17 protein-coding genes and 1 pseudogene are annotated in these 18,636 nt (G+C 69.5%); 14 read left to right on the top strand and 4 right to left on the bottom strand.

Translation table 11 applies throughout. The features are described 5' to 3' along the window. The 11 genes and pseudogenes from AB7E83_RS23720 to AB7E83_RS23670 all read left to right on the top strand — a co-directional run. Positions 1-483, top strand: a pseudogene (locus AB7E83_RS23720) (feruloyl-CoA synthase); the annotation flags it as partial. A gap of 58 nt (positions 484-541) precedes the next feature. Next, positions 542-1,519 (top strand): Bug family tripartite tricarboxylate transporter substrate binding protein, encoded by a 978-nt coding sequence (locus AB7E83_RS23715; RefSeq protein ID WP_428573302.1) that lies wholly within the window; start codon positions 542-544, stop codon positions 1,517-1,519. 5 nt (positions 1,520-1,524) lie between these two features. Further along, entirely contained in the window at positions 1,525-2,349 is an 825-nt protein-coding gene (locus tag AB7E83_RS23710) for an enoyl-CoA hydratase-related protein (RefSeq protein WP_428573301.1), read from the top strand. Continuing rightward, positions 2,346-3,839: a class I adenylate-forming enzyme family protein gene (locus AB7E83_RS23705; RefSeq protein WP_428573300.1), complete on the top strand. Its 1,494-nt coding sequence runs from the start codon at positions 2,346-2,348 to the stop codon at positions 3,837-3,839. Before AB7E83_RS23710 ends, AB7E83_RS23705 begins: the two co-directional genes overlap by 4 nt. A 12-nt stretch (positions 3,840-3,851) precedes the next feature. Next, positions 3,852-5,105 (top strand): FAS1-like dehydratase domain-containing protein, encoded by a 1,254-nt coding sequence (locus tag AB7E83_RS23700; RefSeq protein ID WP_428573299.1) that lies wholly within the window; start codon positions 3,852-3,854, stop codon positions 5,103-5,105. Beyond that, positions 5,098-5,868, top strand: coding sequence for an enoyl-CoA hydratase/isomerase family protein (locus tag AB7E83_RS23695; RefSeq protein WP_428573298.1), 771 nt, complete (start codon positions 5,098-5,100; stop codon positions 5,866-5,868). The genes AB7E83_RS23700 and AB7E83_RS23695 overlap by 8 nt, the downstream gene beginning before the upstream one ends. A 68-nt stretch (positions 5,869-5,936) precedes the next feature. Then, positions 5,937-6,707: a FadR/GntR family transcriptional regulator gene (locus AB7E83_RS23690; protein ID WP_428573297.1), complete on the top strand. Its 771-nt coding sequence runs from the start codon at positions 5,937-5,939 to the stop codon at positions 6,705-6,707. A 40-nt stretch (positions 6,708-6,747) separates the two neighbouring features. Next, the gene (locus AB7E83_RS23685; protein ID WP_428573296.1) at positions 6,748-7,722 is read left to right on the top strand and encodes a Bug family tripartite tricarboxylate transporter substrate binding protein; all 975 of its coding nucleotides are present in this window, start codon (positions 6,748-6,750) and stop codon (positions 7,720-7,722) included. Beyond that, complete coding sequence (locus AB7E83_RS23680; RefSeq protein WP_428573295.1) at positions 7,719-8,951, top strand: CaiB/BaiF CoA transferase family protein; 1,233 nt, start codon at positions 7,719-7,721, stop codon at positions 8,949-8,951. The genes AB7E83_RS23685 and AB7E83_RS23680 overlap by 4 nt, the downstream gene beginning before the upstream one ends. A gap of 2 nt (positions 8,952-8,953) precedes the next feature. Next, positions 8,954-10,129 carry an acyl-CoA dehydrogenase family protein gene (locus AB7E83_RS23675; protein ID WP_428573294.1) on the top strand — a complete coding sequence of 392 codons (1,176 nt, stop codon included), beginning with the start codon at positions 8,954-8,956 and terminating at the stop codon, positions 10,127-10,129. Further along, on the top strand, positions 10,126-11,235 hold the full coding sequence (locus AB7E83_RS23670) for an acyl-CoA dehydrogenase family protein (RefSeq protein ID WP_428573293.1): 1,110 nt from the start codon (positions 10,126-10,128) through the stop codon (positions 11,233-11,235). Before AB7E83_RS23675 ends, AB7E83_RS23670 begins: the two co-directional genes overlap by 4 nt. Here AB7E83_RS23670 and AB7E83_RS23665 read toward each other — a convergent pair. Then, positions 11,184-12,362, bottom strand: a complete 1,179-nt coding sequence (locus AB7E83_RS23665) for an alpha-hydroxy acid oxidase (protein WP_428573292.1) — start codon at positions 12,360-12,362, stop codon at positions 11,184-11,186. The genes AB7E83_RS23670 and AB7E83_RS23665 overlap by 52 nt on opposite strands. Positions 12,363-12,451: 89 nt before the next feature. Here AB7E83_RS23665 and AB7E83_RS23660 point away from each other — a divergent pair, with 89 nt between their 5' ends. Next, positions 12,452-13,258, top strand: coding sequence for a class II aldolase/adducin family protein (locus AB7E83_RS23660; RefSeq protein ID WP_428573291.1), 807 nt, complete (start codon positions 12,452-12,454; stop codon positions 13,256-13,258). Between the two features lie 61 nt (positions 13,259-13,319). Beyond that, complete coding sequence (locus tag AB7E83_RS23655; protein WP_428573290.1) at positions 13,320-14,297, top strand: tripartite tricarboxylate transporter substrate binding protein; 978 nt, start codon at positions 13,320-13,322, stop codon at positions 14,295-14,297. Between the two features lie 24 nt (positions 14,298-14,321). Here AB7E83_RS23655 and AB7E83_RS23650 read toward each other — a convergent pair whose 3' ends face one another. After that, entirely contained in the window at positions 14,322-15,197 is an 876-nt protein-coding gene (locus tag AB7E83_RS23650) for an amidohydrolase family protein (RefSeq protein WP_428573289.1), read from the bottom strand. 117 nt (positions 15,198-15,314) lie between these two features. Between AB7E83_RS23650 and AB7E83_RS23645 the strand changes: the two genes are divergently transcribed. Continuing rightward, on the top strand, positions 15,315-16,292 hold the full coding sequence (locus tag AB7E83_RS23645; RefSeq protein ID WP_428573288.1) for a Bug family tripartite tricarboxylate transporter substrate binding protein: 978 nt from the start codon (positions 15,315-15,317) through the stop codon (positions 16,290-16,292). A gap of 9 nt (positions 16,293-16,301) precedes the next feature. On the opposite strand, the gene AB7E83_RS23640 is transcribed toward AB7E83_RS23645, so the two are convergent. Both AB7E83_RS23640 and AB7E83_RS23635 read right to left on the bottom strand, forming a co-directional pair. Beyond that, positions 16,302-17,273, bottom strand: a complete 972-nt coding sequence (locus tag AB7E83_RS23640; RefSeq protein WP_428573287.1) for a tripartite tricarboxylate transporter substrate binding protein — start codon at positions 17,271-17,273, stop codon at positions 16,302-16,304. Then, complete coding sequence (locus tag AB7E83_RS23635; RefSeq protein ID WP_428573286.1) at positions 17,270-18,634, bottom strand: MmgE/PrpD family protein; 1,365 nt, start codon at positions 18,632-18,634, stop codon at positions 17,270-17,272. Before AB7E83_RS23635 ends, AB7E83_RS23640 begins: the two co-directional genes overlap by 4 nt. Between the last annotated feature and the right edge of the window lie 2 nt (positions 18,635-18,636).

Raw genomic sequence — 18,636 nt, 5'->3', positions numbered from 1 at the left:
GACGATGCGCCCGAAGTCGGCCTGATGTTCGATGGCCGCATCAGCGAGAACTTCAAGCTCGCCTCGGGCACGTGGGTCTCGGTGGGGCCGCTGCGCACGCGGCTCATCGAGGCGCTCGCGCCGCTGCTGCTCGACGCGGTGGTCGGCGGGCACGACCGCTCGGCCGTCTCGGTGCTCGCATGGCTGCGGCGCGATGCGGCGGCGGAGTTCTGCGGGCTGCCCGCGAACACCCCGATGGCGCAGCTGGTCGGCCATCCGAAGGTGCGCGAACACCTCGCCGTGAGGCTGCGCGAGCACAACCGCGCGGCCGGCGGCTCGTCCCGGCAGGTGGCGGCGCTGCTGCTGCTCGACGTGCCGCCGCTGCCCGACGAGATCGTGGACAAGGGCTACATCAACCAGCGCGCGGCGCTGCGCAACCGGGCGGCGGAACTGAAGACGCTTTACGCCGCGACAGCGCCCGAAGTGATCTTCCCGGCACCTTGAGACTTGCCGGCCCAGGATTTAAATGGTTAAATAATTGATCTATAAAGACGGAGACAACATGAAGCCGGTGCAGTTTCTGAAGTGGATGGCGGCAGGCGCGCTCGCTCTGTCGTTCAACGCATTCGCACAATCCGATGCGGCGAACTTTCCTTCGCGCTCCGTGCAGATCGTCGTACCCTTCCCCTCGGGCGGATCGACCGACACCATCACGCGCCTGATCGCGACGAAGCTCGCCGAGCGCTGGAAGCAGTCGGTCGTGGTCGAGAACCGGGGCGGCGGCTTCGGCGTGGTGGGGCAGCAGTTCGTGGAGAAGTCCGCGCCCGACGGCCACACGCTGCTGCTGGGCATCACGAGCTTCACGTATCAGTCGAGCCTGCGGCCGGTGCTGGACTTCACGCGCACCTTCGCGCCGACGGCGATGGTGGGCGAGGTGCGCCAGGGCCTCATCGTGTCGAGCAAGGTCCCCGCGACCGACCTCAAGCAGTTCGTCGCGCTGGTGAAGGCGAATCCCGGCAAGTACAGCTATGCCACGGCGGGCGCGGGTTCCACGGCGCACATCTTCGGCGAACTGCTCAACACGCAGGCGGGCACGGACATGGTCCACGTGCCCTATCGCGGCAACGCGCAGATCATGACGGACGTCCTGGGCGAGCAGGTGCCGGCGGCGTTCATGGACCTGCAGGTGATCGGCGCGCACCTCGCCGGCGGCAAGTTCAAGGTGCTCGCCATGGCCGGTCCCAACCGCGCGCGCGACCTGCCGAACGTGCCGACCTTCACCGAGCAGGGCTTCACCGGCTTCGACAGCGTGGCCTTCGTCGGCTACTTCGTCCCCGCGAAGACGCCCGCGGCCATCGTGCAGAAGATCTCGGACGACATCGTGCGGGTCGCCTCGATGCCAGAGATCGCCGCGAAGATCGCCGAACTCGGCATGGGCACCCGGCCCATCGCGGGCGCGGAGTTCAACCGCATCGTCATGGATGGCCGCGCGGTGTGGGAAGGCACGGTCAGGAGCCGCAACATCAAGGTCGCCGACTGACGCGCATGACGAACACCGTCCTCGTCACGCGCGACGCCGGCGTCGCCACCGTCACGCTGAACCGGCCCGAGAGTCTCAATGCCCTCAGCTCCGAGCTGATGGATGCGCTGCCCGGTGTGCTGCGCGAACTCGCGAACGATCCCGACGTCGCGTGCGTGGTGCTGACGGGCGCGGGCCGCGCGTTCTGCGCCGGCGGCGACCTGAAGACGCGCCAGGCCGAACTCGACGCGCAGAAGGATCTGCCGGACGAGGAGCGGCTTGCGCTCGCGACGCCGTACCGCGTCGAGGCGAAGCTGCGCGCACGCGTCGAGAGCGCGCGCCTGCTGCACGAGATGCCCAAGCCCACGATCGCGATGATCAACGGCGCGTGCGCCGGCGCGGGGCTCGCGCTCGCCGGCGCGTGCGATCTGCGCTACGCGGGCGAGTCCGCCGTGTTCACATCCGCGTTTACGCGCGCCGGGCTCTCCGGCGACTTCGGCGGATCGTGGTTCTGGACGCGCATTCTCGGGACCGCGAAGGCGCGCGAGCTCTACCTGCTGCCGCGCCGCCTGACGGCCGTGCAGGCGCTCGACTTCGGCATGCTGAACGCGGTCGTGCCCGACGCCGGCCTGCAGTCGCACGTGACCGGCATCGCCCGTTCGCTGGCCGATGGTCCGCGCTGGGCCTCGACCTACGCCAAGAGCAACCTCAACCTCGCCGTGGACGGCTCGCTGGAGCAGGTGCTGCGGGCCGAGGCCACGCACATGGGCCTGTCCGCCCGCACGTCGCGCGAACACGGCTTCCAGCCTTCCACCGTGCTGCGCAAGGGCGCGCCATCGACCGACTCATGAACCGACTGACAAGCCTGCTGCACGACGTGCTGGCGCTCGAGCCCGCGTCCGACGCGATCGAATTCGAAAAGCAATGGTGGACCTGGGGCGACCTTGCGCGCTTCGGCCAGGAGCTCGACCGGATACTGATCCAGCACGGCTTCGGACCCGGCGTGCGCGTGGCTTGCGTGATGCGCAACCGGCCGCAGATGGCCGCGGCCATCGTCGGACTCGTCTGCACCGACCGTTGCGTCGTCACCCTCAATCCGATGCTGCCCGATGCGCGGCTGGCCGGCGACATCGCGACGCTCCTGCCGCCCGTGGTGATCGCGCTGGCGCAGGACTGGCAGCGTGCGCCGCTCGCCGATGCGGCGCGCGAAGCCGGCTGCCTGATGATCGAGGCGACGAACGATCGCTCGTCGCCGCTGCGCATCCTGCAGGCGGCGCGGCCCGATGCGGCCGTGAATCGCGAAGCGCCGGGCATCGCGGTGGAGATGCTCACCAGCGGCACGACGGGCACGCCCAAGCGCGTCCCGCTGAAGGCGCATACGCTCGAGCGCGGCATCCTCGACGCCGCGGTCTACGAGAACCGTGACACGAGCAAGGCGCAACTGCGCGGCGGCGTGCAGCTCCTCAACGCGCCCTTCGCGCACATCAGCGGCGTGTTCGCGCTCTTCAACGGGCTGGCTGCTGGCCGCAAGCTGTGCCTGCTCGATCATTTCACGGTGGCCGACTGGCTCGACGCGGTCACGCGCCATCGGCCCCCCGTGACGAACGCGCCGCCGGCCGCGCTGCGCATGATCCTCGATGCGAAGGTGCCGAAGGAGTCGATCTCCAGCCTGAAGGTGTTCCGGGTCGGCACCGCGCCGCTGGACCCGGACCTTGCCGATGCATTCTTCGCTGCGTACGGCATCCCGGTGCTGCAAAACTATGGCGCGACGGAATTCGCGGGCGGCGTCGCCGGCTGGACGCTCGCCGACTTCAAGCGCTTCCCCACGACGAAGCGCGGCTCGGTGGGAAGGCTCAACCCCGGTGTCGAAGGCCGCATCACCGATCCCGAGAGCGGCAAGGTGCTCGCGCCCGGCGAGCAGGGGCTGCTCGAACTCAAGGCGAGCCATCTCGGCGACGGCCAGTCGTGGCTGCGCACCACCGACCTCGCCGTGCTCGACGAGGACGGCTTCCTCTTCATCAAGGCGCGCTACGACAACGTCATCATCCGCGGCGGCTTCAAGGTGTTCCCCGACGACGTGGCACGCGCGATCGAGGCGCACCCGAGCGTGCGCGAGGCCGCGGTGGTCGGCGTGAGCGATGCGCGGCTCGGCGAGGTGCCGATGGCCGCGTACATCGCGAAGACCGGCGCGGCAGCCGTGGGCGAGGACGAGATGCGCGCCTTCCTGCAGGAGCGCCTGCTCAAGTACCAGCTGCCGACGCGCATCCTCGCCGTGGACAGCCTTCCGCGCACGCCTTCGCTGAAGGTGAGCCAGCCCGAACTGCGAAAGCTCTTCGCCTGAGAACACCCCTTCATGACCGACACCCTCACCTCCGAGAAGCCGGCTTCCGGCTACGGCATCCTCACCGACGACGGCATCGCGCGGCTGCGCCAGCGCATCGGCGTGCAATACCGCAAGCCCCAGCCGCCGCACAACTACGAAGTGACCTGGGACGGCTCGCGCCACTTCGCCTTCGGCTACGGCGACGACAACCCGCTGTGGTGCGACCGGGACTACGGCGCGACGACACGCTGGGGCGGCCTGATCGCGCCGCCGAACTTCCTGTACACGATGGGCGACCCCGTCACGCCGAAGCACACGCCGGAGGAAAAGGCGCTGCTCAAGGGCGATCCGATGATCGGCCTGGGTTCCTACCAATCGCAGATGGAGTTCGAGTGGTGGCGGCCGCTGAAGGTGGGCGACACGCTGAAGCGCCACACGGCCATCGTCGGCGTGCGCGTCAACGAAGACAGCAAGTTCGCCGGCCGTTCCGTCGCGGAAGTGCACGCCTTCATCTACCCCAACCAGAACGGCGAGCTGCACGCGATCCGGCGCGGCACCTGGGTGCGCGCGGAACGCCACGCGACGGCGGCGCGCAAGAAGGAAGTGCAGCTTCCCGAGCCGTACACCGAGGCGCAGCTGAAGGAGATCGACGCCTGCTACGAAGCCGAGACGATCCGCGGCGCGCAGACGCGCTACTGGGAGGACGTGCAGGTCGGCGAGTCGCTGCAGACCATCGTGCGCGGCCCGATGCGCACGAGCGACCTCATCATCTGGCACATGGGCTGGGGCATGCAGCTCACGCCGCCGGGCGCGTTCCGCCTTTCCTATCAGTTGCGCAAGAAGATTCCCGGCATGTTCACGCCCAATGCGATGAACGTACCCGACACGGTGCAACGCCTGCACTGGGAAAAGGAATGGGCCAACGAGCTGGGCATTCCCGTGAGCTACGACTACGGCGCGCTGCGAGAGACCTTCCTCACCAACATCGTCACCAACTGGATGGGCGACGACGGCTGGCTGTGGAAGATGACCTGCCAGCACCGCAAGTTCGTCTACACGAACGACACGTACTGGATCAAGGGCAAGGTAACGGACAAGGTGCAGGCCGAGGGCCGCAACGAAGTGCATCTCGACATCTGGGTCGAGAACCAGTGGGGCGTGAACGTGTCGCCCGGCAGCGCGGTCGTGCTGCTGCCGACGCGCGAGGCGGCGGTCGATCTGCCGCGCCCCGCCGAGGAAGACATCGACGCCATGATCCGCCACGAGGTCCGTCGACATGCCTGAAGCCGGTTTCCGCTTCCTGCGCTACGAGGTGCGCGGCAAGGTCGCCGTGATTACCTACGACCACCAGGAAGTGCGCAACGCTTGGGACGTGGCGATGTACCGCGAGATCGAGCAGGCGGTGGCGCGCGCCAACGAGGACGCTGCCGTGGGCGCCATCGTGTTCACGCATGCGGGGCCGGTCTACTGCGCGGGCACCAACCTGAAGGCGAAGGCGGCAGCGCCGCGCCTCGACGCGGCGGGGCGGCCCGAGACCATCGGCAGCGTGTCGATGGCGCAGGACACGGGCTGGATCCATCTGCTCGCGCGCTCGAAGCCCTCCATCGCGGCGGTGCAGGGCGCGGCCATCGGCCTCGGCGTCACGCAGTTGCTGCCGATGGACGTTCGCATGGGCTCGACGGCGTCCACCTACTCGTTTCCCTTTCTCTCCCTGGGCTTCATGCCCGAGCTCGGCTCGACCGCGCTGCTCGCGCGCCTCGTCGGCAACGGCCGTGCGCGCGACCTCATCCTGAGCGCCGCGACGATCGATGCGGACGAGGCGCTGCGCATCGGGCTGCTCACGCGCGTGTCGCCGCCCGAGACCTTGCTGGACGACGCGGTGGCGCTCGGCGAACGCATCGCCGGCTTCGGTGCGCTGCAGGTGCGCCTGACGCGCGATCTGCTTGCCGCGAATGCGGCGGAGGCCGACGCCAATGCATTTCTCGCGCGCGAGCGGGATGCCTTCGCGGCGCTGCGCCAGACCTTGAAGGCGGAGCGTGCGCGATGAGCCTCGACTCGATAATCGCGCCACCGCTCGAAGGCGATCCGCGCGAAGGAGCGGCGAGGAGGAGTTCGATGGCGATGTCCAGTTTCCAGGCCGCGCAGGTGCGGCTGCCCAAGACCGCCGAAATCGTGGCGAACCGCATCCGCAAGGCGATCCTGTCGGGCGAACTGAAGCCCGGCGACAAGCTGCCGTCCGAAGCGCAGTTGATGGCGACGTTCGAGACGTCGCGGCCCACCCTGCGCGAGGCGCTGCGCATCCTGGAGTTCCAGAGCCTCATCGGCATCGCGCGCGGCGCGAAGGGCGGCGCGCACGTGAAGAAGGTCGATGCCGACGCGCTCACGCAGGCCACCGCCATGCAGTTGCAGGCGCGCGGCGCGACGCTGGGCGACGTCTACCAGGCGCGCGCCTTGATCGAGCCGCCCGCCGCTCGGCTCGCTGCCGAGACGCGCCCCGCCGAGGCGGCGGCCGCGCTGCGAGCGCAGCTCGAGGCCGAGCGCGCGGCGGCGAGCGACGAGCGTGCGCGCGCGCACGAAGTCGCGAACTTCCACCGCATCCTGCTCGAGCAGTGCGGCAACGTCGCGCTCGGCATCGTCGCGCAGTCGCTGCACGACGTGGTCAACCGCCACCTCGCGCTCGCCTACCGCCAGAACCCCGTGCCCGGCCTCGAGGAGCGCGACCGCCAGGTGCGCTTCGGCCTCAAGTCGCAGGAGCGGCTGATCGAGCTCATCGCAGCCGGCGCCGGCCTCGAAGCCGAGGCGCATTGGGTGCGTCACATGAAGGCCGCGGGCGAGTACTGGCTGGCCGGGCTCGCGGGCACGGCCGTGATCGACATCCTCGACTAGCTTCTTCGGCTTTGCATCACACAAGAATGGAGACAAGACCTTGAAACGACGTGACCTCCCCGCCGCTATCGCGGCTCTCGCCGGCATCGCAACGTCGCGCGGCGCCTTCGCGCAGGACGCATTTCCGAGCCGGCCCCTGAAACTCGTCGTACCCTGGGCCGCGGGCGGGGTGAACGATTCGCTCGGGCGCCTCGCGGCCGACCGCATGGGCGCTGTGCTCAAGCAGTCCATCGTCGCGGACAACCGTGCGGGCGGCAACGGCGTCATCGGCACGCAGACCGTGCTGCAGGCGCCGCCCGACGGCTACACGATGCTGCTGACGACCTCGGGCCAGCACGTGCTGTCGGTCGCGCTCGGCATCAAGCTGCCGTATCAGCCGCTGAACGACCTCACGCACATCGCGCAGATCGGCGAGTTCCCGCTCGTGCTGGTCGCGAAGCCGAGTTTTGCCGCGAACACGCTGCCCGAACTGCTGGCGCTCGCGAAGAGCAAGCCGGGCAAGCTCAACGTCGCGGTGAGCGGCATCGGCGCGATCTCGCACCTCACGGCCGAGCGCCTGATGGGCGACAGCGGCACGAGCATGACGGTGGTGAACTACAAGGGCGAAGCGCCGAGCATCCAGGCCGCGATGGCGGGGGAGGTCGACTTCGCCATCGTCGCGCAGGCCACGAGCCAGATTCGCGAGAAGCTGCTCAAGGCCATCGCGACCACCGGCCCGAAGCGCTGGAACATGCTGCCCGAGGTGCCCACGCTGATCGAAGGCGGCCTGCCCGGCTTCACGGCCGGGGGCTGGTCGGGTCTCGCGGTGTCCGCGAAGACGTCGCCGCAGGTCGTGGACGTGCTCGCGCGCGCCGCGCGCACGGCGCTCGACACCGACGACGTTCGCACCGTGCTGCGCAGCCGCGGCGTCGAGCCCATGCTGAAGACCCCCGCCGAACTCATCGCGATGATGCGCGCCGACGCGGAGAAGTACCGCGTGCTGGTCCAGAGCCGCAACATCAAGCTCGAATCGTGACGCAGGGCGAGACAGGCGGGTCGCTGCCGTTGAGCGGCGTGCGCATCCTCGACCTGAGCCGCATGATCGCCGCGCCGTGGTGTACGCAGATGCTGGCGGACCTCGGTGCGGAGGTGATCAAGATCGAGCGTCCGGGCAAGGGCGACGACATGCGCGGGTACGGCCCCCCGTACCTGAAGAACAGGGACGGCGGCAACGACGACTCGCCGTACTACGTGTCGACCAACCGCAACAAGAAGTCGGTCACGGTTGATCTCTCGACGCCCGAGGGCGCGGACGTGATTCGCCAACTTGCGAAGGTCTGCGACATCCTCGTCGAGAACTACAAGGTCGGCGACCTGAAGCGCTACGGGCTCGACTACGAGTCCATGCGCAAGCTGAACCCGCGCCTGATCTACTGCTCCGTCACCGGCTTCGGCCAGACCGGACCGGATGCGCAGCGACCCGGCCTCGACACGCTGTTCCAGGCGACCTCGGGCCTCATGAGCATGACCGGCGAAGCGGACGGTCCGCCGCAGAAGGTCGGCATGCCCATCAGCGACTTCATCGGCGGCATGTACGCGACCGTGGCCGTGCAGGCCGCGTTGCGGCATCGCGAGGTGAACGGCGGCAGCGGCCAGCACATCGACATCAGCCTGCTCGAATGCACGATGGCCTCGTTCGGGAGCCGTGCGCAGACCTATCTCGTCTCCGGCCAGGTGCCGCAGCGGCGCGGCGCGTCGACGCCCGCGAACGAGCCCGCGGGCCTCTATGCGTGCGCCGACGGCGACATCGTGCTGTCGGCCGGCTCGGACAACCAGTTCGTGAAGTTCGCCCGCGCGCTCGGCCGCGACGACTGGGTGAAGGACGCGCGCTACCACACGCGCTCGCAGCGCAACATCCACCGGCTCGAACTCAATGCCGAGATCGGCCCGCTCCTCGCGAAGCACGACCGCGCGCACTGGCTCGAACAGTTCAAGGACGGCGGCGTGATGTGCGCGCCGATCAACGACGTGGCCGAGGCCTTCGCCGAGCCGCAGATCCGGGCGCGCGGGATGGTGACGCATGCGGAGCATCCGCGCGCGGGCCGCGTGCCTCTGATCGCGAATCCGATCCGCTATTCGGAGACGCCCATACCGCCGCCGCGCATTTCGCCCGATCTCGGCGAGCACACCGACGACGTGCTCTCGACGCTGCTGGGCATGAGTGCGTCCGACATCGCCGCGCTGCGCGCGAAGAAGGCGCTCTGACGATGCATCTCGAACTCGGCGCCGAGTACGAGGCGTGGCGCGGCGAAGTGCGCGAGTTCCTTCGCGCGCACTGGCCCGCGGGCCACGAATCGACACCCGAGGCCGCGCGCGAGCTGCGCCGCAAGGCCATCGGGGCGGGCCTGCTGTACCGGCACATCCCGCGCGAGTACGGCGGCGGCGGCGGCGGCTTCGACTCGCTGCGCAGCCAGGTGGTGCGGGAAGAGTTCGACGCTGCCGGCGCGCCGGGCGAACTCGGCGGGATCGGGCCGCGCATGCTCGCGCCGACGCTCGTCGCGCGTGGCGCCGAGTGGCAGAAGCAGAAGTTCATCGCACCCACGCTGCTCGGCGACTTCGTCTGGTGCCAGGGCTACAGCGAGCCCGGCGCGGGCTCGGACCTCGCGTCGCTTCGCACGCGGGCGAAGCTCGACGGCGAGGCATGGGTCATCGACGGGCAGAAGGTGTGGACCTCGCACGCGCACTACGCCGACTACATGTTCCTGCTGGCGCGCACCGAGCCGGACGCGACTAAGCACCGCGGCATCTCCTACCTGCTGCTCGACATGAAGTCGCCGGGCATCACCGTACGGCCGCTGCGGCAGATGCACGGCGCGAGCGGCTTCAATGAAGTGTTCTTCGACGGCGTGCGCACGCCGGCAGACTGGATCGTCGGCGAGCGGGGCGCGGGCTGGTCGGTGACGCGCACGACGCTTGGTTTCGAGCGCGCGAGCATCAACGCGCCGGAGTTCATGGAGTCGCTGTTTCGCCGCCTGCTCGCGCTCGCGCGTACGACCGTGCGCGATGGCGCGCCGCTCATGGCGCAGGATCGCTTCCAGCAGGCGTTCGCGAAGCTCGAAGCGCAGGTGCTGTCCCATCGCTGGTCGGTGGCGCGCCAGCGCTCGATGGACGCGGCGGGGGAAGACCCCGGCCTCGCGACCCTGCTGAACAAGCTGTACGGCACGGACATCGGGCTGCGCATCGCGGAGCTCGCGCAGGAGGTGGTGGGCGACGGCGGCCTGCTCATGCCGGGCGAGGGCGTCACGTCCGAGAACATGGACTGGCCGTTCTGGATCATGCGTTCGCTCGGCGTCACCATCGCGGGCGGCGCCTCGAACATCCAGCGCAACATCATCGCGGAGCGCGGCCTGGGCCTGCCGCGCGAGGCGGCGGCGGGTTCATGAATTTTCATATTTCGCCGGAGCAGCTTGCGCTGCAGGAGGCGGTGCGCCGCTATTGCGCCGGCGCGCTCGACGGCGGCTTGCGCCGCGAAGTCTTCGAGCGCGGCGATGGCTTCGATGCCGGTTTCTGGGCGGGGCTGATGGCGCTGGGCGCCGGCGGGCTGTGCATCGATGAAGCGCATGGCGGGCTCGGTCTCGGCTTCGTCGATCTCGCGCTCGTGGCGGAGGTGCTCGGCGAATGCGCGGCGCCGGGGCCGTTCCTCGGCCACGTCCTCGCCGCGTCGGCGATCCAGCGCGCGGGCACGCCCGCACAGCAGGCGAGGTGGCTGCCGAAGCTGGCCAGCGGCGAGTGCATCGCGACCATCGCCCTCGCGGAGGCCGGCGAGCGCTGGGCGCCTTCCGAGTGGACACTCGCACTCGAAGGCGACCGGCTGACGGGAAGCAAGACGGCCGTGATCGGCGCTGCGCAGGCGCACCTGGTGGTGGTCGGTTTGCGCGGCGGCGGCCTCGCGCTGGTGGAGGCGCAAGCAACCACGACGAACGTGCGCGTACTCGATGCCGTCGACAGGACGCGCGACCTCGGCACGCTGCATTTCGAGGGCGCGCGCGCCGAAAGGCTGGACGCGGCGTCGAGTGCGGCCGAGGACTTCTTCGCGCAGCTCGGCATCCTCCTGGCCGCCGATGCCTTCGGCGGCGCGCAGCATTGCCTGCGAGCGACGGTGGACTACGCGAAGTCGCGCGTGCAGTTCGGCGTACCCATCGGCAGCTTCCAAGGCATGAAGCATCGGCTCGCGAATCTCGCCTGCGCGCTCGAACCGGCGCGCGGCCTGTGGTGGTATGCGGCGCTCGCGCAGGACCTGCGGCAGGACGATCGCGCAAGACTCGCCGCGCTCGCCAAGGCCCACCTCTCCGACCTCTTCAACCAGACCGCGCGCGCCGCCGTCGAGCTGCACGGCGGCATCGGCTTCACCTGGGAACACGACCTGCAGATGTGGGTGAAGCGCGCGATGTTCGACTTCGCGTTCGCGGGCACGCCCGCGCGGCACCGCCGCTGGGCCTATGCGGAAGAGGCGGGCGAAGCACCTGGCCCCGCCAGCAGCCCCGGGTGAAGTTCGGCCGTCGTGTTCACGCCGAGCATTCCCATGTCGCGCATCACTTCCTCGCGCAGCAAGGCGATGCCGCGGCGCACGGCCGCTTCGCCGCCGATGCTGGCCGCGTAGTTGAACGGCCGGCCGATGAAGACGAACTTCGCGCCGAGCGCGAGGGCCTTCACGACGTCGGTGCCGCGCCGGAATCCGCTGTCGATCATCACGGGGATTTCGGGGCAGGCCTTCACGATGGCGGGCAGCACGCGCATCGGCGACACCGAACCGTCGAGCTGCCGGCCCCCGTGGTTCGACACGATCACGCCGTCCGCGCCGTTGTCGATCGCCAGGCGCGCGTCGCGCGGATCGAGGACGCCCTTCACGACGAGCCGGCCGGGCCAGCGGTCGCGGATCAGGCGGATGTGACGCCACGCCAGGTTCGCGCGGTCGCTGAACATGCGGTTGACCGATGAGGACAGGATCGGCGCGCCGCGCGTCGCGAGGTTGTTCTCGAAGTGCGGCATGCCGTGCTTCGCGATCGTCTTGAGGAAGGTGCCGAACAGCCAGCGCGGATGCGTGATGCCCTGCCACGCGAGCCGCGGGCCGGGACGCAGCGGCGTCGAGAAACCGGCGCGCACGTTGTTCTCGCGATTCGCGCTCACGGCGACATCGACCGTGATGACCAGTGTCTGGAACGCCGTGGCCTTCACCCGATCCACGAGCCCGACGATGTGCTCGTCGATGCCGGGCAGATAGGCCTGGAACCAGGCGTCCGGGTTCGCCTGCGCCACGTCTTCGAGACGGATGAGCGACGAGCCGCTCATGATCATCGGCACGTTCTCGGCCCTCGCGCCCTGCGTCTGCACGAGATCGCCGCGATACGCCGACAGTGCGCTCACGCCCATCGGCGCGATGCCGAAGGGCGCCGACCACTCCTTGCCGAACAGCGTCGTCGCGGCCGAGCGGCGCGTGGTGTCGACGAGCACGCGCGGGATGAATTCGTAATCTTCGAAAGCACGGAAGTTGGCGCGCAGCGACTGGTTGCGCTCCACCCCGCCCGAGACGTACGCGAAGATCGGCGCGGGCAGGTGCCTGCGTGCGGCAACCTCGAAATCGTCGAGGTTGAGGATGCGGTCCATCCCTCGTGACATGTTGATTTCTCCTCTTCGCCGCTAATATGACAGAAGACGGAAAGCACCCGCTCGCCGCGTGACATGACGGCGGGACATCAGGAGACACGATGGGCCACTCATCCGAAGCCGCCATCCTGGCCGGCGCGATCGCCACCGACCGCCCGCCCGATGCGCACGCCGACTGTCCGCCGGAGGAATGGGCGCTGCGCGTGGACCTCGCGGCGTGCTACCGGCTCTTCGCGCACTTCCGCATGACGGACCACATCTACAACCACATCTCGGCGCGCGTGCCGGGGCGTCACGATGCGTTCCTCATCAATGCGTACGGACTTCGCTACGACGAGATGACGGCTTCGTCGCTCGTCAAGGTGGACTGCGACGGCAATGTGCTGCACGACACCACGGGCCTGGGCATCAACCCCGGCGGCTTCACCATCCACAGCGCGGTCCACATGGCGCGCCCGGACGTCGTGTGCGTCATGCACACGCACACGCCCGACGGCATCGCGGTCGCCTGCCAGGAAGATGGCTTGCTGCCGCTCACGCAGCATTCCATGCGTTTCTACAACCGCCTCGCCGTCCACGACTACCAGGGCGTGCATTTCACGGACGAGGAGCGCGGCGCGCTGCAGCGTTCCCTGGGCGAGCGCAAGGCGATGCTGCTGCGAAATCACGGCCTGCTGGTGGCGGGCACGTCGATCCCCGACGCCTTCGACATCATGTATTACCTCGAGCAGGCCTGCCGAATCCAGACGCGCATGCAGTCGTGCGGCGCGAAGCTCGTGCATCCGGCGCCCGAGGTCGCGGAGCAGGTCGCGCGCTCGTTCGAGCGGCCCACGCGCAAGTCGCAGCAGAAGGGCTGGAGCGCGCTGCTGCGCATGCTCGACCGGCAGGACCCGTCGTTTCGCGAGTGAGGCGGCGCAGGCTGCCACGCACGAGCGAAACGCGATTCGATCACGTACCCAAGGAGTCACCATGCAACTGCCACAACGACGCACCGTCCTGAAATCCGCGCTCGCCGCCACGGCGGCCGCCGCCGGCCTCGCCGCGCCTGCCGTGCGCGCGCAACAGGCGCCCGTGCGCCTCGTCGTGCCGTACCCGCCGGGCGGCTCCGCCGACGGCGCGGGCCGGCTCTTCGCGCTCAAGATGTCCGACGTGCTGGGCCGCCAGGTCGTGGTGGACAACCGCCCCGGCGGCGGCACGGTGATCGCGTCCGAGTACGTCGCGCGCGCCGCGCCCGACGGCACGACCGTGATGCAGATCAATCCCTCGCACCTGATCGTGCAGGCGGCGATGAAGAACCTGAGCTTCCATCTCGCGCGCGACTTCGTGCCGGTGTCGCTCATCGCATCGACGCCGATGCTGCTGGTCGTCACGCCGTCGCTGCCGGCGCAGAACGTGCGCGAACTCGTCGCGCTGGCGAAGGCGAAGCCGGGCACGATCAACTATGCCTCGGGCGGCATCGGCGGCATCACGCACCTGACCACCGAACTGTTCAAGCGGCGCGCGGGCATCGACATGGTCCACGTCACCTACAAAGGCGTGGCGTCGACCGTGCAGGCCGTCGTCACCGGCGACACGCCGGTCGCCATCAACGACCTGCCGACCTACCTGCCGCTCGTGAAGGCCGGCAAGGTGCGCGCGCTCGCGGTGCTGAGCGAAAAGCGCGCGCCCGATGCGCCCGATCTGCCCACGATGGCCGAGGCCGGCGTGCCGGGTGTCGTCAGCGACGTCTGGTACGGCCTGCTCGCGCCGAAGGGGACGCCGCGCGAACTCGTGGCCTCGCTCAATGCCGCGGCCACGGCGGCGGCGGCCGATGCGGCCACGCGCGAACGCGCGCGCACCGCGGGGCTCAGCCTGACGAGCTCGACGCCCGAGCAGTTCGGCGGCTTCCTCTCGGCGGAAATCGAGAAGTGGGCGCAGCTGGTGAAGGACGTGGACCTGAAGCTCTGAGCGCGGCTCCGCCCGGTCCTGCGTTCACGCGGCGACCGGCGGAAACCCGAACAGCCGCTGCGGGTTGTCCACGAGGATGCGGTCGCGCAAGGCCGCGTCCGCCACCCAGCCGCCGAACGCCTCTAGAAGGTCCGTGTCGTCCGGCACCGGGCGGTTGTGGACGGGATGCGGCCAGTTGCTGCCCCACACCAGCCGGTCGGGGCAGGCGTCGAGCAGGGCATGCACCAGCGGCGCCATGTCGTCATAAGGCGGCCCCGCTTCGGAGCGGCGGTAGTAGGCCGCGATCTTCACCCACACGTGCGGCAGGCGCGAGAGCGCGAGCATCGTCTGCACGCCGGTCCCGTCGATGGCGTCGTGCGAAAACGCGCTCGCCATGTGATCCAGCAGGATCGGGACCGGCGACCGTTCGATACTTTCGCGCAGGGCTAAAAGGTCCTCCGCACGGCCGAGGTGCAGCTGCAGGTGCCAGCCGAGCGGCTTCACGCGCGCGCCGAACTCCGCCACGCGGGACAGCGACACGGCAGGGTTGAGCGTGTCGCTCATGCGGATGCCGCGGATGCCGCCGCGATTCAATTCCTGCAGCTCCTCGTCGTCGACGTCCTTGCGCACGACCGCGATGCCGCGCAGGCGCTCGGGATAGGCCGCGATGGCGTCGAGCAGGATCCGGTTGTCCGTGCCCTGGGCGCTGCCCTGCACCAGAACGGCGCGGTCGAGCCCCAGCGTGTCGAGCATGTGGACGTAATCCTGCGCCGTGGACTCGACCGGGGAATACAGGCGGTCGGGCGCATAGGGATAGCGCGCGACGGGGCCGAACAAATGGGCATGGCAGTCGGTGCTGCCGCGCGGCAAGGCGAAGTGCGGGCGGCGGGTCGGGCGCTGGGGGCCGGTGCTGGCTTGCAAGGTTCGCTCCTCGTGAGCTCGGAAATCCGAAGGACGGAACACGGCGCGGAACTCGCGCAATTCCCTATTGTCCATTCGGCGCATTGCGGCAGAGTCTGCGTTTTAACCGAAACCACCATGAACCGATTTCGCACACCGCTCCTGCGCGCCGTCCTCGTCGTCACCGCAGCCCTGTTCGCATCGACGAGCACGGTGGCGCAGGACTATCCCAACCGCCCCATCCGCATCGTCAACCCCTACGCGCCCGGCGGCTCGACCGACCCCGTGGTGCGCCCGATCGCCGAGAAGATGACCGAGGCGCTGGGCCAGGCCGTCATCGTCGAGAACAAGCCGGGCGCGGGCACGAACGTCGGCTCCGAGCTCGTCGCCAAGTCCAAGCCCGACGGCTACACGCTGCTGCTGGCAACCACGGCGCTCGCGACTTCGCCCGCGCTGTACAAGAAGCTGAACTACGACCCCGTGAAGGACCTGCAGCCGGTGGTGTCGCTCATCTACGCGCCGTTCGCGCTGGTGGTGAGCGCGGACCTGCCGGTGAGGAGCGTGCAGGAGCTCATCGCCTATGCGCGCGCCAACCCCGGCAAGCTCAACTACGGCTCGTCCGGCAATGGCGGGCCGATCCACCTGGGCATGGAGCTGTTCAAGTCGATCACGAAGACCGACATCGTCCATGTGCCCTTCAAGGGCAGCGGCGAAAGCATCAAGGCGCTGCTGTCGGGCGAAGTGCAGATCGCCCTGTCGCCGCCCGTGAATTTCGTGCAGCACGAGAAGGCCGGGCGCGCGCGCATGCTGGCCATCGCCAGCCCGAAGCGCGTGCCGGGGCTGGAGCTGTCGACGGTGGCCGAAAGCGGCGTCCCCGGCTTCACGTCCGGCGTGTGGATGGCGCTCTTCGCACCCGCCGGCACGCCCCGGCCCATCGTCGACAAGATCAATGCCGCGGTGAACCGCGGCCTGCAGAACCCCGACGTCGTGCGCAACCTGAACGCGCTGTCGATGACCGTCGAAGGCGGCACCGTCGAGGACATCACGCGGATGTACCTCGACGAGGTCCGCCGCTGGCCGCCCATCGTGAAGGCGGCCGGGCTTTCGCTCGATTGATAGCGGTCCTCAGTCCGCCTTGATGTCCGCGGCCTTCACCAGATTGACGAAGGTCGTGAAGTCGGACTTCATCGTCGAAAGCATGTCCTCCGCGGTCGAGCTTCCGGGAACCAGGCCGGCTCCGGCCAGGCGCTGCTGAACGTCGGGCGTGGCGACGGCCTGACGGACGCTGTCCGTCAGCACGCGCATCACGTCGGCGGGCGTGCCGGCCGGCGCGAGGAAGCCCCACCAGATCTGCAGCGAGGCATCGGGGAAGCCGGCTTCCGTCATCGTGGGCACGTTGGGCAGGTCGGGCAGGCGCGTCTTGCCCGTCACCGCGAGCGCGCGCACCTGGCCCGAGCGAACGTGCGGCAGCGCGACCTGCGTGACCTGGAACACCGCCTGGACCTGCCCGCCGATCAGGTCGGTCTGCGCGGGCGCGCTGCCCTTGTACGGCACGTGCGTCATCTTGATGCCAGCCGCACGCGCGAACATCTCGCCCGCAATGTGGGGACTGGTGCCGGTGCCGGCGGAGCCATAGGCCAGCGTCTGCTTCTTGCCGAGTGCCACGAACTCCGCGACCGTCTTGGCCGCGACGCCGTTGTTCACTTCCAGGATCAGCGGCCCGCCGCCGACGAGCGAGATGGGGTTGAAGTCCTCGACCGCGCGGTAAGGTCCCTTGCCGGCGACGGCCGCCTGGATCAGGTGCGAGCTGCCGGTGAGCAGTAGCGTGTAGCCATCGGGGGCGGCGCGTGCGACCGCTTCCGCGCCGATCTGTCCGCTCGCGCCCGCGCGGTTCTCGACCACCACCGGCTGCTTCCAGATTTCGGAGAGGCGGTTGCCCACCGCGCGCGCGATGAGGTCGTTGCCCGAGCCGGCCGGGTAGCCGACCATGATCTTCACGGGCTTGTTCGGGAATGCGCCCTGGGCGGCGGCGCCCGCGCTGCCCAGGCCGATGGCGGCTGCAACGGCCGCGAGCGTGGCGAAACGTCGAATGTTCATGGCTGTCTCTCTCTTTCTGTCATTGCGGAAGTGAACGGAGAAAGCGGCGCATCGTCGCGCAGCGCGTGGATGGCCTGGCGCAAGCCCTGGCAGGGGCTGGCGCCGAGGCGGCCGGCGACCAGCTGGTCGAACTTGGCATCGAGCTCGGCGGCCGACAAGGGGCGTGACGGGTCGCCGAGCGCCACGAGGTCGAGCGCCGTGAGCTGGCGTCCATCCGTCATCTGCAGCGTGATGCGCGAGGGCCGCTTCTCGGGCGCGAGCTTGTCGAGCTCTGGATCGCAACTCACTTCGCAGGCGGCGGCGAGGCGCGCCACTTCGGGATCCGCGACGCGCGCCTCGGTGAACACCGACTGGTCGCAGCGGCCGTTGACCAGCGTCAGCGCGAGGCTCACGGGGAACGACTCCTTCGCCGCGAGCACGTTGGCGGGCTTGGGCTCGGCGTTGTCGCGCGCGGGCACGGCGAACGTCTCCGCGCGGATCGAGCGGATGTCGGCCGCGCGCACGTCGTGCTCTTCGCGCAGGCGCAGCACGGCGTCGATGCCGCTCTGGAAGTTGCGGCAGCAGGCATGCACCTTGAAATAGTTGCGCATCACCTCCCAGCGCTGGCCGAGTTCGCTGCACGCCGCATCGGTGTCGAAGCGCTCGGCGCTCACGTGGCCGAAGATGTGCGCGACGTCGTCGTCGCTGCCGGTGAAGCCCGCTTCGACCCAGCGCGGCGCCATCACCGCGTTGGCCGCGCCCTGGCCGGAGTAGAGGTCGCGCACGGTCGCGCCCTGCGTTGCCGCCTGCCACGACGTGGCGAGCGTGAGCGGCGCCGCGACGTTCATCGCGACGCGGATCGCGTCCGGCGCGAAACCCATCAGGCGCGCGCACGCAGCCGACGCGCCGATGGTGCCCCAGGTGCCGCTGGGGTGCATGCTCTCGCGCACGCGGCAGGCCATGCCCATGCGCGCGGCGATCTCGTAGCCGGCGACCAGGGCCGTGATCAACTCGCGTCCCGACACCTCGCGCTCCTCCGCGACGGCGACGACAGCCGGGATGACGTAGGTTCCGACGTGCCCACGCGCGTACTTGTGGCCTTCGTCGAGCACGTGCGCGCACGAGGCCGTGGCGTTCACGAGCGCCGCATCCGCCGCGTCGCCGCGATACCCGTCCGTGGCGAACAGGCTGCGGCCCTGCGAGCCGCGCTTGCGCAGCATCGCGGCGGCCTGCCGCACGCGGGGTTCGGCCGCGCCGGCCACCGTGACGGCGGTCGCGTCGAGCAGCAGCCGCTCGGCGCGCTCCACCACCTCGGCCGGCAGGTCGTCGAAGCGCAGTTCGGAGGCGAAGCGCGCGATCCGGTCGAGGTAGTCGGCGGCCATGG

Origin of the sequence: Ramlibacter sp., assembly GCF_050250995.1 — a bacterium.
In the GTDB taxonomy this organism is placed as follows: Bacteria; Pseudomonadota; Gammaproteobacteria; order Burkholderiales; family Burkholderiaceae_C; genus Ramlibacter.
Note: the sequence above shows the minus strand (reverse complement) of the source record. Positions and strands in the feature narration are given on the sequence as shown.

Bases quoted from the DNA above. Each gene is read 5' to 3' on its own strand.
- AB7E83_RS23715 (WP_428573302.1), top strand. From the start codon at position 542: ATGAAGCCGGTGCAGTTTCTGAAGTGGATGGCGGCAGGCGCGCTCGCT.
- AB7E83_RS23710 (WP_428573301.1), top strand. From the start codon at position 1,525: ATGACGAACACCGTCCTCGTCACGCGCGACGCCGGCGTCGCCACCGTC.
- AB7E83_RS23705 (WP_428573300.1), top strand. From the start codon at position 2,346: ATGAACCGACTGACAAGCCTGCTGCACGACGTGCTGGCGCTCGAGCCC.
- AB7E83_RS23700 (WP_428573299.1), top strand. From the start codon at position 3,852: ATGACCGACACCCTCACCTCCGAGAAGCCGGCTTCCGGCTACGGCATC.
- AB7E83_RS23695 (WP_428573298.1), top strand. From the start codon at position 5,098: ATGCCTGAAGCCGGTTTCCGCTTCCTGCGCTACGAGGTGCGCGGCAAG.
- AB7E83_RS23690 (WP_428573297.1), top strand. From the start codon at position 5,937: ATGGCGATGTCCAGTTTCCAGGCCGCGCAGGTGCGGCTGCCCAAGACC.
- AB7E83_RS23675 (WP_428573294.1), top strand. From the start codon at position 8,954: ATGCATCTCGAACTCGGCGCCGAGTACGAGGCGTGGCGCGGCGAAGTG.
- AB7E83_RS23670 (WP_428573293.1), top strand. From the start codon at position 10,126: ATGAATTTTCATATTTCGCCGGAGCAGCTTGCGCTGCAGGAGGCGGTG.
- AB7E83_RS23665 (WP_428573292.1), bottom strand. From the start codon at position 12,362: ATGTCACGAGGGATGGACCGCATCCTCAACCTCGACGATTTCGAGGTT.
- AB7E83_RS23660 (WP_428573291.1), top strand. From the start codon at position 12,452: ATGGGCCACTCATCCGAAGCCGCCATCCTGGCCGGCGCGATCGCCACC.
- AB7E83_RS23655 (WP_428573290.1), top strand. From the start codon at position 13,320: ATGCAACTGCCACAACGACGCACCGTCCTGAAATCCGCGCTCGCCGCC.
- AB7E83_RS23645 (WP_428573288.1), top strand. From the start codon at position 15,315: ATGAACCGATTTCGCACACCGCTCCTGCGCGCCGTCCTCGTCGTCACC.
- AB7E83_RS23640 (WP_428573287.1), bottom strand. From the start codon at position 17,273: ATGAACATTCGACGTTTCGCCACGCTCGCGGCCGTTGCAGCCGCCATC.
- AB7E83_RS23635 (WP_428573286.1), bottom strand. From the start codon at position 18,634: ATGGCCGCCGACTACCTCGACCGGATCGCGCGCTTCGCCTCCGAACTG.